The organism is Planotetraspora phitsanulokensis, assembly GCF_016863295.1.
In the GTDB taxonomy this organism is placed as follows: Bacteria; Actinomycetota; Actinomycetes; order Streptosporangiales; family Streptosporangiaceae; genus Planotetraspora; species Planotetraspora phitsanulokensis.
The window spans coordinates 88,079-103,754 of record NZ_BOOP01000035.1 but is presented as its reverse complement, the minus strand read 5'-3'; the positions used below and the strand labels follow the sequence as shown (position 1 = coordinate 103,754).

The 15,676-nt window shown below is 68.7% G+C and carries 7 protein-coding genes; 5 read left to right on the top strand and 2 right to left on the bottom strand.

The window, feature by feature from the left end:
* Window positions 1-447: 447 nt before the first annotated feature.
* On the top strand, window positions 448-3,570 hold the full coding sequence (locus Pph01_RS33090; protein WP_204077123.1) for a glycosyl hydrolase family 95 catalytic domain-containing protein: 3,123 nt from the start codon (window positions 448-450) through the stop codon (window positions 3,568-3,570).
* A 274-nt stretch (window positions 3,571-3,844) separates the two neighbouring features.
* Here the strand turns inward: Pph01_RS33090 and Pph01_RS33085 are convergent, their stop codons facing one another.
* A complete protein-coding gene (locus Pph01_RS33085; RefSeq protein ID WP_204077122.1) occupies window positions 3,845-4,189 on the bottom strand; it encodes an STAS domain-containing protein in 345 nt (114 codons plus the stop codon).
* A 1,054-nt stretch (window positions 4,190-5,243) separates the two neighbouring features.
* Between Pph01_RS33085 and Pph01_RS43770 the strand changes: the two genes are divergently transcribed.
* The 4 genes from Pph01_RS43770 (at window position 5,244) to cobO (ending at window position 11,611) form a co-directional block, all read left to right on the top strand.
* Entirely contained in the window at window positions 5,244-7,622 is a 2,379-nt protein-coding gene (locus Pph01_RS43770; RefSeq protein ID WP_204077121.1) for a DUF222 domain-containing protein, read from the top strand.
* Between the two features lie 316 nt (window positions 7,623-7,938).
* Window positions 7,939-8,277, top strand: coding sequence for a YciI family protein (locus Pph01_RS33075; RefSeq protein ID WP_204077120.1), 339 nt, complete (start codon window positions 7,939-7,941; stop codon window positions 8,275-8,277).
* Between the two features lie 483 nt (window positions 8,278-8,760).
* On the top strand, window positions 8,761-11,007 hold the full coding sequence (locus Pph01_RS33070; protein WP_204077119.1) for a magnesium chelatase subunit D family protein: 2,247 nt from the start codon (window positions 8,761-8,763) through the stop codon (window positions 11,005-11,007).
* Between the two features lies 1 nt (window position 11,008).
* Window positions 11,009-11,611: a cob(I)yrinic acid a,c-diamide adenosyltransferase gene (gene cobO / locus Pph01_RS33065; RefSeq protein WP_204077118.1), complete on the top strand. Its 603-nt coding sequence runs from the start codon at window positions 11,009-11,011 to the stop codon at window positions 11,609-11,611.
* A gap of 190 nt (window positions 11,612-11,801) precedes the next feature.
* Here cobO and cobN read toward each other — a convergent pair whose 3' ends face one another.
* A complete protein-coding gene (gene cobN / locus Pph01_RS33060) occupies window positions 11,802-15,674 on the bottom strand; it encodes a cobaltochelatase subunit CobN (protein ID WP_239117192.1) in 3,873 nt (1,290 codons plus the stop codon).
* Window positions 15,675-15,676 lie beyond the last annotated feature (2 nt).

Genomic DNA, 15,676 nt, shown 5'->3' with positions numbered 1-15,676 from the left:
CAGCAGGTTGATACATCGGATGTATTTTTTGACCGGCGTTCATAACTGGTTGATGTCTCTGGACGAAATCCGCCCAGATAGCTGGCCATAGCCCAACAAATGCCCGATTTGGGCTGATCGATTGGGCGTCTTAACGTCTCTTGACGCCCTCAGACATCCAATGTTAACTACGCGTAACAGTCTGCAGCTGTGATGGGTGCGACTGGTTCGGGTCTCGCATCCGTGCCGGTTCGCACCGGTCTTCGCTGCGCAGGGGGGCGGTGAAACCGTCGCCGCCGGTCGCCGATCACCGGTGGCGGGGGCGGAGCCGTCCCCCTGCCAGTTTCGCGTCCCCCGCACCCTTGGTGATCTTGGTGTGGGTGAGTCGCGCGATCGATCGAGGTACGGCCAGGCGAGGCCGCTGCCCAGGTGGCGTCACAGCAGCAGCGAGTAAGGGAGATCATGTAGATGAGGTTGCTGCGTTCCCTTTCCTTATTACTTCTCGCCGGTTCTCTGGCGGCGGGTGGCCTGGCCGCACCGGCGCAGGCCTCGACCACCGACTCGGCCTTCGACCAGACGGCGGGGACGCTCAAGGTCGACTACGCGAATTACCTGTCCAAGCACGACATCGTCTACAACCGTCCCAACACCAACCCGTTGTACGGCCTGACCGTGGGCAACGGCCGTACGGGCGCCATGGTGTGGAATCAGAACGGGCTGACGATGCAGGTGTCGGGCGTCGACCTGTCCGAACAGTCGGCGTACGCCGCGGGAACCGCGAACCTGTACACGAACCCGGGCATGGACACCGGGTACACGAACTACCAGCAGCGGCTCTCGCTCTATGACGGAACCCTGACCACCAAGTACGACTCCAACCGCACCGTCACCATCATGGGATCGCCCAACTCCGAGGTCATGGGCATCCACGTGGACGACACACGCGGCGGCGTCTCCAGCGTCGCGTTCGACCTGAGCATGTGGGACCCGGCGACCGTCACCAACATGGCCGACGTGCCCGACCTGAACACGTGGAAGACCATCTCGACGTTCTCCGACGCCAACGTCGCCGGCTTCAGCCGCGGCCAGACCGACGCCAACGGCTTCGGCTACTCGATGGCCGCCACCGTGGAGGGCGCGAACTTCACCACACAGGTCGTGGACGGGCGGAAGGTGCGGCTGAACATCACGCCGACCTCCAGCTACACGATCTGGCTCACGGCGGCGAGCAGGATCAACGCCCCCAACCGGGACTCGGTGACGCAGGCGCGCAACCAGCTCGCCTCGGTCAAGGCGACCGGATACGCCACGACGTTCACCAACTACAAGAACTTCTGGCACTCGTTCTGGAACAAGTCGTTCGTCCAGTACTCCAACGGCTCCAAGGACGCCGACTACATGGAGAACGTCTACTACCTGAGCACGTACATGATCGCCGCGGCGGGCTTCGGCAACTACCCGGCCCACTTCATCAACGGCGTCTTCCGTGCCACCCAGGACCAGAGCAAGTGGAGCAACGCGTACTGGTACTGGAACCAGCGCGACGTGTACCTGTCCTTCCTGGCCTCCAACCATCCGGACCTGATCGACCGGCACAACAACCTCTACAGCCGCAACTACAACGCGCTGAAGTCGTACACGCAGACGCGGTACGGCGTGGACGGCCTGTGGGTGCCGGAGACCATGGGCTGGGACGGCAACGCGCGCGGCACGGTCGGCAGCGACTACACCAAGAACATCCTGTCGACGGGCTACGAGGCCGCCTACAGCATGTACATGCGCTACCGGTACACCAACGACGCGAACTACCTGCAGACCGTCGCCTACCCGTTCATGCGGGAGACCGCGAAGTTCTACTCGGCGATGCTGACGCACGACACGAGCAACAACACGTACTACATGGCCAACTCGAACTCGCACGAGACGTACTGGAACGTCCGCAACGCGATCACGGACCTGGCCGCCGTGCGCAGCATCTTCCCGTTGACCATCCAGGTCAGCCAGCAGCTCGGCGTCGACGCGGGGCTGCGGTCGACGTGGCAGAACGTGCTCGACCACCTCGTTCCGTACGTCGTGTCCAACGGCGCCTACCAGCCGCACCAGCCGCCGATCTCGCAGACGCGCAACGGCGAGAACGTCTCGTCCGAGCTGATCTGGCCGTACGACCTGACCGGCATCGGCTACTCCGACTACCAGACCGCGGTGAACACCTGGAACCAGCGGCCGTTCCCGTACGGCAACGTGTGGGCCAACGACGCCGTCCAGGCCGCCCGGCTGGGCCTCGGAGACCAGGCGTACAACGGCATGAAGACGATGCTGCAGAAGTACCAGAACTACCCGAACGGCATGACCAACAACACCAACGGCGTCTTCGAGTACCTCGGCGTGCACCTGACGGCGATGAACGAGACGCTGCTGCAGAGTTACAACGACAAGATCCGCGTGTTCCCCGCCGTGCCTGGCGACTCGTCGTTCGTCGGGAAGTTCACCCTGCTGGCCAAGGACGGCTTCCTCGTCAGCTCCGAGCGCGAGGCCGGCGAGATCAAGTACGTCGGGCTCAGGAGCCAGTACGGCAAGCAGGCCACGGTCGTCAACCCCTGGGGCACCCAGCAGGTCCAGGTCCGCAGGACGTCCGACAACGCGATCATCACGACCAGTTCCAGTGGTGAGGTCACCTTCCCGACCGCCGCGAACACGGTCTACGTCGTGGAGCGCACCGCCAAGCCGCTCAGCACGTACACCTCGACCACGCTGACCGGCACGGCCAACCAGGGCGTCAAGACCCTGAGCGGCACCGCCTCGGCGCTCGGCACGGCGGCGCAGACGTCGAACTCGCTCATCAACGACACCGAGCTGACGTACGACTCGAACTGGTACCAGACCACGTCCCGTGGCTACGGCGACTACAACGACGACACCCACCACACCAACACCGTCGGCGCCACCGCCACGTACACCTTCACCGGGACCGGCATCGACTACCTGTCCGAGCGCAACGGCGACATGGGCAACGTCGACGTCTACATCGACAACGTCTTCCAGACCAACGTCAACCTGAACGTGTCCGGAGGACGCCAGGTCCAGCAGGTCGTGTACAGCAAGACCGGGCTGTCCAACGGCCAGCACACCCTGAAGATCGTCAACAAGGCGACGGCGGTGGGCATGGTCGACGCCGTGCGCGTCACCAGCGGCTCCTCCGGCGCGGGGACCGTCAGCCTGCGTTCCCGGGCGAACAACCTGTACGTCACCGCGCCCACCGGAACGCCGCTGATCGCGAACAAGACGGCCATCGGGACGAGCGAGCAGTTCGAACGGGTCAACCTCGGCAACGGCAACATCGCCCTGCGGGCCAAGAGCAATAACCAGTTCGTGACCGCGGAGAACGCCGGGGCCGCGGCGCTGATCGCCAACCGGCCGTCGGCAGGGTCGTGGGAGACCTTCCAGCTGATCAACAACCCGGACGGCTCCGTCAGCCTCAGGGCCGGGGTGAACAGCAAGTACGTCTGCGCGGAGGGCGGCGGCGCCCAGCCGCTGATCGCCAACCGTGACGCAATCGGCCCGTGGGAGTCGTTCGATCTGATCACCAACTGAGCGGGCTCTACGTGGGTCCCGTATGGGCTCCACGTAGGCCGCACGTTTCACGTCGGCTCCATGCCGATGCCGGCCGGTGATTCGGGCCTTCGGGCCGGGATCACCGGCCGTTCGGTTCGCGGGACTTCATTCCTGTGGGCGATCTGCCGGGTCCGAGCTTCATGGGAGTCAGACGTCTGGGAGGGGTGCGTTCAGGCGTCCCGGGGTGGGGGGCCTAGGGAGCCCGGGTGTGACGCGTTCCGGTGCGACGCGTCAGGCGTCCGGGTGAGGTGCGTCAGGCGTCCGGGTGCGACAACGCGTCCGAACAGTCCGCATAAATGATGATTTCTTCTGAAAGGCCGAGGGCGTCGAAGACCTTCTTGATCCGTGGAGACAGGCCGCAGACGGCCACACGATGCCCCCGGCCAAGACGGACATAGGTGTCAAAGATGATTTGAAGCCCTGTGCTGTCGAGGAATTCCACATTGCTGAGGTCGAAGAGCAGTCGCGCCGTTGGGTGGTCGAGGATCGCTTCGACCCGCCTGCGTAGCTCCGGTTCTGTGGCGATGTCGAGCTCGCCGCACACATTGATGATGGTGAAAGGCGGGTGAAGCTCGGTCGAGACGCGGAAGTCGTTCACTCGGCTCACCTCCGTCGCGTCGCGAAGATGGTGTCCCTTGTCCCTCGGTTGGTATCCCTCGGGTGGTGTCCCTCAAATGATGTCCCTCTGAAACAGCAGCCTAGGTCTGGCACTCCTGGGATTCGATGGGAGGTCCCCAAACCGAGCCGTACCGTTGATCGACTTGTCCAGATATGCGACAGAAGGGGCAGAGCCGGGGCAGGGGGGGACGCAGGGCAGGGTAAAGGCGGAGAAGGGCAGAGCCGGGGCAGGCGCACACGATGCTGGCCAGCCATCCGTCCCAGCGGGCCGCCTCCCCGGCACCAGCTCTCCGCGACGTCCCGCATCACACGGGCCACCCCGCCACAGCACTGAGCTACTCCATCGCACGGGGCCAGGTCGCGCGCACCAAGCCGGCTACCGCATCGCCCCTAGCAGGCCATGGTCTCGTGCCGTACCGAATCCCCACCAGATCTCCGCGTCGGCCTCGGCGTCGCGCGCTCTGTGGGGGTCTCCTGCGGGCAGGTGGTGGTTGGCCACCGGATCGCGGGTCGATGAGGGTCGTTGCGCAGCATAGACATCTTGCATCGATCGTGTGTTCGATATATGGTTGGGCTAGCCGTTACAGGTGAGCTTGATTGGCGGGCCGCTTGGCCGTACGCCGCGTGATGAAGTCGTCGATTGCCTGCAGAGAAGGTCCTGGTCCGGGCGGCCGGGAAATCGCAGTCCGTCGTTTCGTCTCCGGCAAGGAGGGCTCGCCGTGTACGGCTCGTCGCAGGGGTGTGCGCAGCCTTCCGTGCCGCTTGCCGCTGTGCCTTTCTCCTCCCCGTCGGCGCCCTCGCCAGTGCTATCACCGCCACCGCCGGCGTCTGCGTCTGCGGCTTCTTCGACCTCATTTCCTCCTGCGCCCTCGTCCTCCTCCTCCGTCCCATTTTCACCCCGTTCTCCTGATGCATCTGCCGGATCGGGATGGTTGTCCTCGGGGTGTCCCGGGCTCGGCGGCGGTAACAGCACGCTCCCCATCCCGCTCCCGGAAGGTCTGGCTGAGGTGCCGGCCGGCTCCGAGTTGAGCGCGATGTTGGCGAAGATCGACGTCGCTCAGGTGTCGGGGTTCGATGCGGTTGAGGTGGTGAAAGCGGCGTATCGGCAGTTGTGTCACGAGCGTGCGCGCTTCCTTCAGGCGGTGCTGGAGGTGGGCCTGAGGGAGCCGCTGTCTGGTGGTTCGGTGCGCCGATTGGAGGTGCCCGACGAGTTCGGCCCCGATGAGGTCCGGGCGGCCTTGGTCTGGTCGCGGCGTCGGTCGGACGCGACGTTCGAGCGGGCCTGGAACGTGCACCGGCGACTGCCCCTGTTGGGGGAGGAGATGCTGGCCGGGCGACTGGATGAGCCTCGGGCCGAGGCATTTGTCCGCTGGACAGCCGGGCTGACATGCGAACAGGCGGCCCGGGTTTGCGAGCTCCTACTGCCGCAGGCGCCTGGATGGACGGTCGGAGAGCTGGTCGAGCAGATTCAGCGGCTCGTGCTGGCGATCGATCCGCAGTGGGCGGAGAAGCGCTACCGGGAGGCAGTACGGCGTCGCCGGGTGATCGGAGTCCGTCAGGAGGACGGAACCGCGACGGTGTCGGGCCTGGACCTCCCCATGGACAGGGCGGCGGCCGGGTGCGAGCGAATCGATGAGCTGGCACGCGCCTGCAAGCGTGCGGGAGATGGTCGGCCCATTGATCACATTCGGGTGGACCTGTTTCTGGGTTCGCTGGACGGGTCGTTCGAAGGGCTGGCCGACCAGCAGGTGGTCGCTCACGTTCTGGCTCATCCGTTCGCCGAGCTGCCATCTACTGTCGACCCCGACTCCGATCTTTCATCTTCGGCTGGAAGCCCGAATCATGCGAGCACCGCCGGGGGCCGACGCGGAGCCAGGCGTGCCGATCGACATGGCTGTGCCAATCCGACCAGCCCCACCACGAGGAACGGCACCGGCCGGAGTGAATCCGACGATTCAGAGGATGCTGAGCGCGCCGGCAATCGCCCTGAGAGCCACATGGAGGGCCCTTCTGGGAGCCATGATGAGTGCCGGTCCGAAGACCGTGCTGGGAGCCGGTCCGAGAGTCACGCCGAGAGCCAGAGCGAGAGTTGTCCCTCGAACCATGCGGAGAGGACGCCTCACAGCCGCGCGACGCAGGATTCCGACGGAGGCGTCGTCGGCGGTGCCGGACCTGACTCTGCCGATGAGGGTGCTTCCGATGGGATCGGTCCCCGATTCGGGGGCGACCACGATGGTGACGAGACCTGCGGAGGTGGCATCGCGCCGAGCAACCCTCCGGGTTGCGGGCCTGACTCGGCATCGGCGTACGAACCCGGTCCGGAATCGGTGGAGCGAGACGAACCTCCGCACACTCAGCGACAAGGTGGTTCAGCTCTCAACGCGATTCGCAGCGCGGACCACGACGACGCCCACGTACCCGGCAGCAGGACCAGAGCGAAGAGGTGGACGGTCGGTGAGGTGCGGGTTGAGCTGACCACTCTTCTCGGGCTGGACGAGCATCCGGCGGAAGTGCCCGGATGGGGGCTGGTCCACGCAGGTCTGGCGCGCCGCATCGTGGCCGGAATGGCGGCAGGCGAGTGGCGGTTCGCGATCTGTTCCGACGATGGACAACTCACACACGTTGGACTGACTCATCACCGCCCAGTGGCCCCGTGCGCTCGTCCGCTGCGAGACAGCCGACGCGGCGGGATCGTGGAACTGCAGATCACTCAGCGGAGACTGGACGACCTTGTTCGCCGTTCAGTGGAATTCGACGCCTGGGCCGGAGTTCTCGTCGATCTCGCTCGGCAGAGCGCCGATTCGGTCGCGACAAACGGTGACACTCGATCAAGGGGACACGACAAGGGAGAGGAATGGGGGCACGGGCGGGGTGACCCGCCGCCTGGAAGGGACCGGAGGCGGGCGGTCGCGACATTGCGGCGGTACCTCCAAATCCGCGGACGGGGATGTTCCCGGCCGGGATGCCGCGTGCCTGCGACCAAGACTGACCAGGACCACGTCATCGAGTGGGCGTCTGGGGGAGCCAGTGACGTGGGCAACCTGCACCTGGTCTGCCGGCACGACCATCGGGCCAAACACCAGGGTCGCTGGCTCGTCACCATGTCCGAGCCCGGACTCGTCGTCTGGACCAGCCCTCTTGGCCATGACTACGCCTCACAGCTCCCGCCGATCATGACTGCGCTGCCTCGGCCAGAGCCTCGCAATTGGCCTGACGTACCGATGGAGGTCATCGGCGATGACGAAGCTCCGATCATGGCAGCCGAACGTGCGCCGGAAGCAGGCCAGGCTCCCGACGCCGACCCTGCGCCTGAGGGTCCAGGCGATCTGCGAGCGGGTGAGCGAAGCACTGGCCGCAACGCGGCAAGTGAGGGTAGGACGGCCTCCTTGTTGTGGGACGTGCCGCCGTTCTGATCGTGCGCCGTCCGATGGTGCGTCGTCTGGTGGTACTCGTTGTGGTCGTGCGCCGTTTGGTCGCGCGTCGCGACGACGCGCCCGCCGCGGCCCCGAATCGGCGTCCACGGCCACCCGGATCGGCGTCCGCGGCTGCGGATCGGCGTTCACGGTCCCGGATCGGCGTTCACGGTCCCGGATCGGCGACGCGGGTGTAGGACAGGGCCGATCCGGTCGATGCGGCAGCCTCCCGCGACCGTCGAGGTGACATCTTCCGTGCCACCATGAGCCTCGACGCGCGGTGGCCGACCGACATGAGCGCATGTGGAGGTACGGAATGACGGAGATCAGTGACGATTACATGCGAGAGCAGCTGACCCGTGCGCGAGAGTTCGTCGCGGTGTTGCTGAAGGCGGCAGACGGTTACGGCAAGGAGGGCAGCGACGCCGTCATCTGGGAACATGTGCGGCACAACTTCGCCCTGCGCGCAGAGGGGAGCCTGTCCGTCGTCTTGCCGGTCATGGACGACTCCGACCTCTGCGGCGTCGGAATCTTCAACGCCTCGGTCGAAGAAGTGCGGACGCTCATGGATGACGACCCTGGAGTTCGTGCCGGTGTCTTCACGTACGAGGTGCATCCCGTGCGGGGATTCCCGGGAGACGGGCTCCCGCAGTAGAGCCCAGTTCATTCCCGAGGAGATGGGCTCCCGGAGTGGACCCCGCTTCACCTGGACCCCACACCCGCAGCGCCGGTACGGGCTGCGGTTCGTCCCTTCATGGGGCGCGTCTCCTCGCGACCGGATGCGATGCATGGGTGCGACGCCTCACAACCGGATGCGGTATTCGCTGGCCGACGCGTCATCGATGTGAGGAGATCCTCACATGGTTGACGCGATCGGGAGGAAACGGTACGTTCCGGTAGGTTTTGCGGTTGTCCAGGGGAAATCCGGTGAGATGCCGGTGCGGACGCGCCACTGTATCCGGGACGTAGATCCCGGGAGCCAGGTCGCTTGGCTGCCGCGGCCTCATGTCGTGGGACGCGTCATCCCTGAGGAGGATCCGCCGTGAGTCACCGTGCCGTTCTCCCGAGCTGACGAGTCTCCCGAGCTGACGAGGTCCGCTTCCCCGCGGATCGCCATGTCAACCGGAGGGGCAACTCCTTGATCGTCACCTACCCGTTCAGCGCGGTCGTCGGCCTCGACGACTTGAAACTGGCGCTGGTGCTCAACGCCGTATCCCCCCGGGTGGGCGGTGTGCTCGTCCGCGGAGAGAAGGGCACCGCCAAGTCGACCATCGTCCGTGCGCTGGCCGCGCAGTTGCCGGCAGTCGCGGTCGTCAGCGGATGCCGGTTCTCCTGCGATCCTGACGCGCCCGATCCGCAATGCCCGGACGGCCCGCACCAGCCGGAAAGCGCGTTGGCGCACCGCCCCGCGGCGCTCGTGGAGCTTCCGGTCGGCGCCTCGGAGGATCGGCTCGTCGGCTCGCTCGACCTGGAGAGGGCGCTGACCGAAGGGGTGAAGGCCTTCGAGCCCGGCCTCCTCGCCGCCGCTCACCGGGGCGTGCTCTATGTGGACGAGGTCAACCTCCTTCACGATCATCTGGTCGACCTGCTGCTCGACGCCGCGGCTCTGGGAACCTGTTACGTCGAGCGTGAGTCCGTTTCGGTACGGCATGCGGCCAGGTTCCTGCTGGTGGGCACTATGAATCCGGAGGAGGGGGAGCTGCGGCCTCAGCTCCTCGACCGGTTCGGGCTGACCGTCGAGGTGAAGGCCTCTCGCGATCCTCGGGAACGGGCCGAGGTGGTACGGCGACGCCTCGCCTATGACGCCGACCCCGAGGGATTCGCCGCCCGTTGGACCGCTGAGGAGGCGGCACTGGCGAGCAGGATCGCCGAGGCGAGGGCGCGGCTGGGAACGGTGCGACTGCCCGACGCCCGGTTGCGGCAGATCGCCACCGTATGCGCCGGGTTCGAGGTCGACGGCCTGCGGGCCGACCTCGTCACGGCCAACGCCGCCATCGCGCACGCCGCCTGGCAGGGCCGTGACATGGTCACGACTGAGGACGTCCGCGCAGCCGCCCGGCTGTCGCTGCCGCATCGCCGACGCCGTGACCCCTTCGACGCGCCGGGACTGGACGAGTCGCTCCTGGAAGAACTGCTGTCCCAGGCGGCGGACGACGACCCTGACGACCCCGACGGTGGCGGGCAGTCTCCCCGAGAGGGCGACGGCCCCGATGACGCTCCGGACGCGGGGGACGAGACCGGCCCCGATGATCGCTCGGCGACGGCAGGCCCGGCGGACGAGACGAAGAACGCGCAGGACGGCGGGGAGCCTGGCGACAGGACACGCGACGAACCGCACGCCGACGGGGCACAGGACGACGCGGCCCGAGAGGGCCAGACGCACAAGGCCCGAGAGGACCAGACACGCAGGGAGGACCAGGCCTCCAGCACGCGGGAGGACGAAGCACGCGAGGCGTCCCAGAACGCATCAGATCATGACGGTCCTGAGCAGATCGCCGTGGCGGGCCGGCCGTACAAGGTGCCGATCATGAAGGTCCCGGGCATCGGAGACGGCGCGTCGGGGAGGCGGTCGCGGGCGCGCACGCCGCACGGCCGGACCACGGGCTCCCGTGTGCCCGGAGGGCGGCTGAGTTCGGTCCATCTGACGGGCACGTTGCTCGCCGCCGCGCCGTACCAGCGGGAACGCGGCAGGTCCGGCCCGGGGCTCGTGATCCGGGACGGCGACCTGCGCGAAGCCGTACGCGAGGGCAGGGAGGGCAACCTCGTGTTGTTCGTCGTCGACGCCAGTGGCTCAATGGCGGCGCGCAAGCGGATGACGGCGGTCAAGACGGCGGTACTGAGCCTGCTGCTCGACGCCTACCAACGGCGCGACAAGGTCGGGCTCGTGACCTTCCGCGGGTCCGCCGCCCACGTGGCCCTGCCGCCCACCTCGTCGGTCGAGGCGGGCGCCGCCCGGCTCCGCTCGCTGCCGACCGGCGGCCGTACGCCGCTGGCCGAGGGGCTGACCCGGGCGGCCGAGGTCCTGCGGGTCGAGCGGCTGCGCGATCCCGCGCGCCGGCCGCTGCTGATCCTGGTGACCGACGGGCGCGCCACGTCCGGCGGCGACGTCGAACGGGCCGCCGGGCTGCTCAAGGGGGTGGCGAGTGTGGTCGTCGACTGCGAGACCGGTCCGGTGCGGCTCGGCCTGGCGAGGCGGCTGGCGTTCCAGATGCGGGCCCAGACCGTCCCCCTCGACTCGATGGCGGACCTGGGCGCCCTGGTGCGCGAGTACCGAGGCGACAAACGCGACAACCGGCCCGACAACCGGCCCGACGACAGAGGCGGACACCGAGCAGGCATCCGGGCTGACACCGCCGACAGGCGCGACTACAGGAAGGCGGTCTGAGATGCCGCAGGGCAAGCCGGCCAGCGTCCCCGACGACGGCCTCACCACGCGGCAGCGGCGCACCCGGCCGCTGCTGATGGTCCACACCGGTCCCGGCAAGGGCAAGTCGACGGCGGCGTTCGGCATGGCCCTGCGCGCCTGGAACCAGGGGTGGCCGATCGGCGTGTTCCAGTTCGTGAAATCGGCCAAGTGGCGCATCGGCGAGGAGCGCGCGCTCACTGTGCTGGGCGCGACCGGCGAGGGCGGCCCGGTGACCTGGCACAAGATGGGCGAGGGCTGGTCCTGGATCCAGCGTCCCGGCACCGAGGAGGATCACGCCGCCGACGCCCGCGAGGGCTGGGAACAGATCAAGCGCGACCTCGCGGCGGAGACGTACCGGTTCTACGTGCTCGACGAGTTCACGTATCCCCTCAAGTGGGGCTGGCTGGACCTGGACGACGTGCTGGAGACGCTCGCCGCCAGGCCGGGCAGCCAGCACGTCGTCATCACCGGCAGGGACGCTCCGGACAGGCTCCTCGAGGCGGCCGACCTGGTGACCGAGATGGGCAAGGTCCGCCACCCGATGGACGCCGGTCAGAAGGGCCAGAAGGGCATCGAATGGTAGGCAGGCGGTCACAGCCGACGCGCCGGCTGTGACCCCAGGCGGGCCCACCTGCGACCCCGGGAGGCCCGCCTGTGACCCCGGGCAGGCCCGCCTGCTGGCCCACCCGTGAGCACCGACGGGCCCGCCGGTGCTCACCTGCAGGTTCGTCGGTGCGAGGCCCTCGGGGAGGGCGTCCGCGGGCGCGCTGCGCTCAGGCCGAGCCGCCGTCCTCCAGGTCTCCTTCCGTCTTGAGGTAGACCTCCTGGAGGTCGCGCAGGATCTCCGGATCCGGGTGCTCCCACATGCCGCGCTCTGCCGCCTCCAGCAGGCGCTCGGCGATCCCGTGCAGCGCCCACGGGTTCGACTTCGCCATGAACGCCTGGTTCTCGGGGTCGAGCACGTACGTCTCGGTCAGCTTGTCGTACATCCAGTCGGCGATCACGCCTGTCGTGGCGTCGTAGCCGAACAGGTAGTCGACGGTCGCGGCCAGCTCGAACGCGCCCTTGTACCCGTGCCGCCGCATCGCGGCCAGCCAGTTGGGGTTGACGACCCTGGCGCGGAAGACGCGCGAGGTCTCCTCGGACAGGGTGCGCGTGCGCACCGCGTCCGGGCGGGTGCTGTCGCCGACGTAGGCGGCGGGAGCCGTACCAGTGAGGGCGCGGACCGTCGCGACCATGCCGCCGTGGTACTGGAAGTAGTCGTCGGAGTCCGCGATGTCGTGCTCGCGGGTGTCGACGTTCTTGGCGGCCACGGCGATCCGGCGGTATGCGCTCTCCATGTCGGTCCGCGCGGGGACGCCGTCGAGGTCGCGACCGTAGGCGAAGCCGCCCCAGACGGCGTAGACCTCGGCGAGGTCGGCGTCGTCGCGCCAGTTGCCGCTGTCGATGAGGGGCAGCAGCCCGGCGCCGTACGCTCCCGGACGGGAACCGAAGATCCGCATCGTGGCCCTGCGGGAGTCGCCGTGCGTGGCCTGGTCGGCGGTGACATGGGCGCGGACGTAGTTGTCCTCGTCGGACTCCTCGAGCGCGGCGACCATCCGCACGGCGTCGTCGAGCATCGCGACCACGTGCGGGAACGCGTCGCGGAAGAAGCCGCTGATCCGGACGGTGACGTCGATGCGGGGACGGCCGAGCTCCTCGAGGGGGATCGGTTCGAGCCGGGTCACCCGGCGCGAGGCCTCGTCCCATTCGGGGCGGACCCCGAGCAGTGCGAGCACCTCGGCGACGTCGTCTCCGGCGGTGCGCATCGCGCTGGTCCCCCAGACCGACAGGCCGACCGAGCGCGGCCAGTCGCCCGTGTCCGTGCGATAGCGCTCGAGCAGTGACTCGGCCATCGCCTGGCCGGTCTCCCAGGCCAGCCTGCTGGGCACCGCGCGGGGGTCGACCGAGTAGAAGTTCCGGCCGGTCGGCAGCACGTTGATCAGGCCGCGGAGCGGGGAGCCGCTCGGACCCGCGGGGACGTAGCCGCCGTTCAGGGCGTGGAGGAGGTGGTCGAGCTCGTCGGTCGTCCGTGCGAGCCGGGGCACCACCTCGGTGGCGGCGAACGTCAGAACCTGTTCGACGAGCTTTCGGCGGGCCTCCTCCGCCGAGCCGGGAGCCTCGCTGTCAGGGGTCGCGTCGCCGGTGAGCGTGCCGGCCAGGACCGCCCCGCTGTGGGTTGTGTCGCCGCGGGTCGTGTCGGCCAGGACCGCCGCGGCGACGTCGCGGACCTCGGACGGTTCCCAGCCGCGCTCCTCCATCCCCTCGACCAGGGCACGGGCCAGCGTCTCCGCCCGGTCGACGCTCGCCAGTCCCTCGCTGCCGTCCTCGGCCAGGCCGAGCGCCTCACGCAGACCGGGCAGGGTCTGCCTGCCGGCCCACATCTGCCGGGCCCGCAACATCGCCAGAACCAGGTCGACGCGTACCTTTCCGACCGGCGCCTCGCCCAGGACGTGCAGACCATCGCGGATCTGCGCGTCCTTGACCTCGCAGAGCCAGCCGTCGACGTGCAGCAGGAAGTCGTCGAACTCGGTGTCGTGCGGCCGGTCGTCCAGCCCGAGGTCGTGGTCGAGCCTCGCCGCCTGGATCAGCGTCCAGATCTGCGCTCGGATCGCCGGCAGCTTGGCCGGGTCCATCGCGGCGATCGAGGCGTGCTCGTCCAGGAGTTGTTCGAGGCGTGCGATGTCGCCGTACGTCTCCGCGCGGGCCATCGGCGGCACCATGTGGTCCACCAGCACCGCGTGGGTACGCCGCTTGGCCTGCGTGCCCTCTCCCGGGTCGTTGACCAGGAACGGGTAGACCAGCGGCAGGTCGCCGAGCGCCGCGTCGGGGCCGCACGCCGCCGACATGCCGGCCGACTTGCCGGGCAGCCACTCCAGGTTGCCGTGCTTGCCGACGTGCACCATCGCGTGGGCGCCGAAGTCCGCGGCCAGCCAGCGGTAGGCCGCCAGGTAGTGGTGGCTCGGCGGCAGGTCGGGGTCGTGATAGATGGCGATCGGGTTCTCGCCGAAGCCGCGCGGCGGCTGCACCATCACCACCAGGTTGCCGGCCCGCAGCGCGGCCAGCACGATCTCTCCGTCAGGGTCGCGGGACCTGTCGACGAACAGCTCGCCCGGCGGGGGCCCCCAGTGGCGCTCCATGCCCTCGCGAAGGTCGTCCGGCAGCGTGCCGTACCACTCGCGATAAGACGCCGCCGAGATGCGCACGGGGTTGCCCGCGAGCTGCTCCTCGGTCAGCCAGTCCTGGTCCTGGCCGCCCGCGGCGATGAGGGCGTGGATCAGCGCGTCGCCGTCCTGGTCGGCCACGCCGGGCAGTCCCTCGCCCAGGTCGTAACCCGCCTCGCCGAGCCTGGCCAGCAGCCTGACGGTGCTCGCCGGGGTGTCCAGGCCCACCGCGTTGCCGACGCGCGAGTGTTTCGTCGGATAGGCCGAGAGCATGACCACGAGCTTGCGCTCCGCCGGCGGGACGTGCCTGAGCAGGCCGTGCCGTACGGCGATGCCGGCGACGCGTGCGGCCCGCTCGGGGTCGGCGACGTAGACGGTGAGCCCGTCTTCGTCGATCTCCTTGAACGAGAACGGCACCGTGATGATCCGGCCGTCGAACTCGGGGATGGCCACCTGGGAGGCCGCGTCGAGAGGGGAGAGCCCGTCGTCGTTCTCGTCCCATGCCTGCCTGCTGGTGGTCAGGCACAGTCCCTGCAGGATAGGCACGTCCAGGTCGGCGAGCGCGCCCACGTCCCACGCCTCGTCGTCGCCGCCCGCCGAGGCGGTGGCCGGCCGCGATCCGCCGGCGGCGAGCACCGTGACCACCAGCGCGTCGGCGGCGCGGAGGGTCTCGAACAGGTCGGGCTCGGCCGTGCGGAGCGAGGAGCAGAAGACGGGCAGCGCCTGGCCGCCCGCGTCTTCGATGGACTGGCAGAGCGTCTCGACGAAGCCGGTGTTGCCCGCCATGTGATGCGCGCGGTAGTAGAGCACGCCGATGACGGGACCCTCCGTACGGCCCGGCGTGCGCTCCAGCGGACCCCAGGTCGGCATGGCGGCGGGCGGCGCGAAGCCGCGGCCGGTGAGCAGGACGGTGTCCGAGAGGAAGGCGTGCAGTTCGGCGAGGTTGGCGGCGCCGCCGTGGGCCAGGTAGGCGTGGGCGTCGGCGCACGTGCCGGCGCTGACCGTGGACAGCTCCATCAGCTCGGCGTCGGGCGCCTGCTCGCCGCCGAGGACGACCACCGGGCGCGGCCCGGCCAGCAGGGCGTCGAGGCCCTCCTCCCAGGCCCTTCGCCCGCCGAGCAGCCGGACCACGACCAGATCGGTGCCTTCGACCAGCGCGGGCAGGTCTTCGACGGTCAGCCTGGCGGGGTTGCCGAGACGGTAGGACGCGCCACTGCCCCGGGCGCTGAGCAGGTCGGTGTCGGAGGTCGACAACAACAGGACGGTCGGCGACGGCGTGGAGTCGGACGGCACGGCGGCGTCGGACGGCACGGCGGCGTCGGACGGCACGAAGCCCGAAGGCGTAGAGCTGGACGGCACGGGGCTGGACGGCGTAGAGCTGGGCGGCACGGGGCTGGACGGCGTGGAGTCGGACGGCATGGGGCTGGACGGCTCAGGGCGCACGG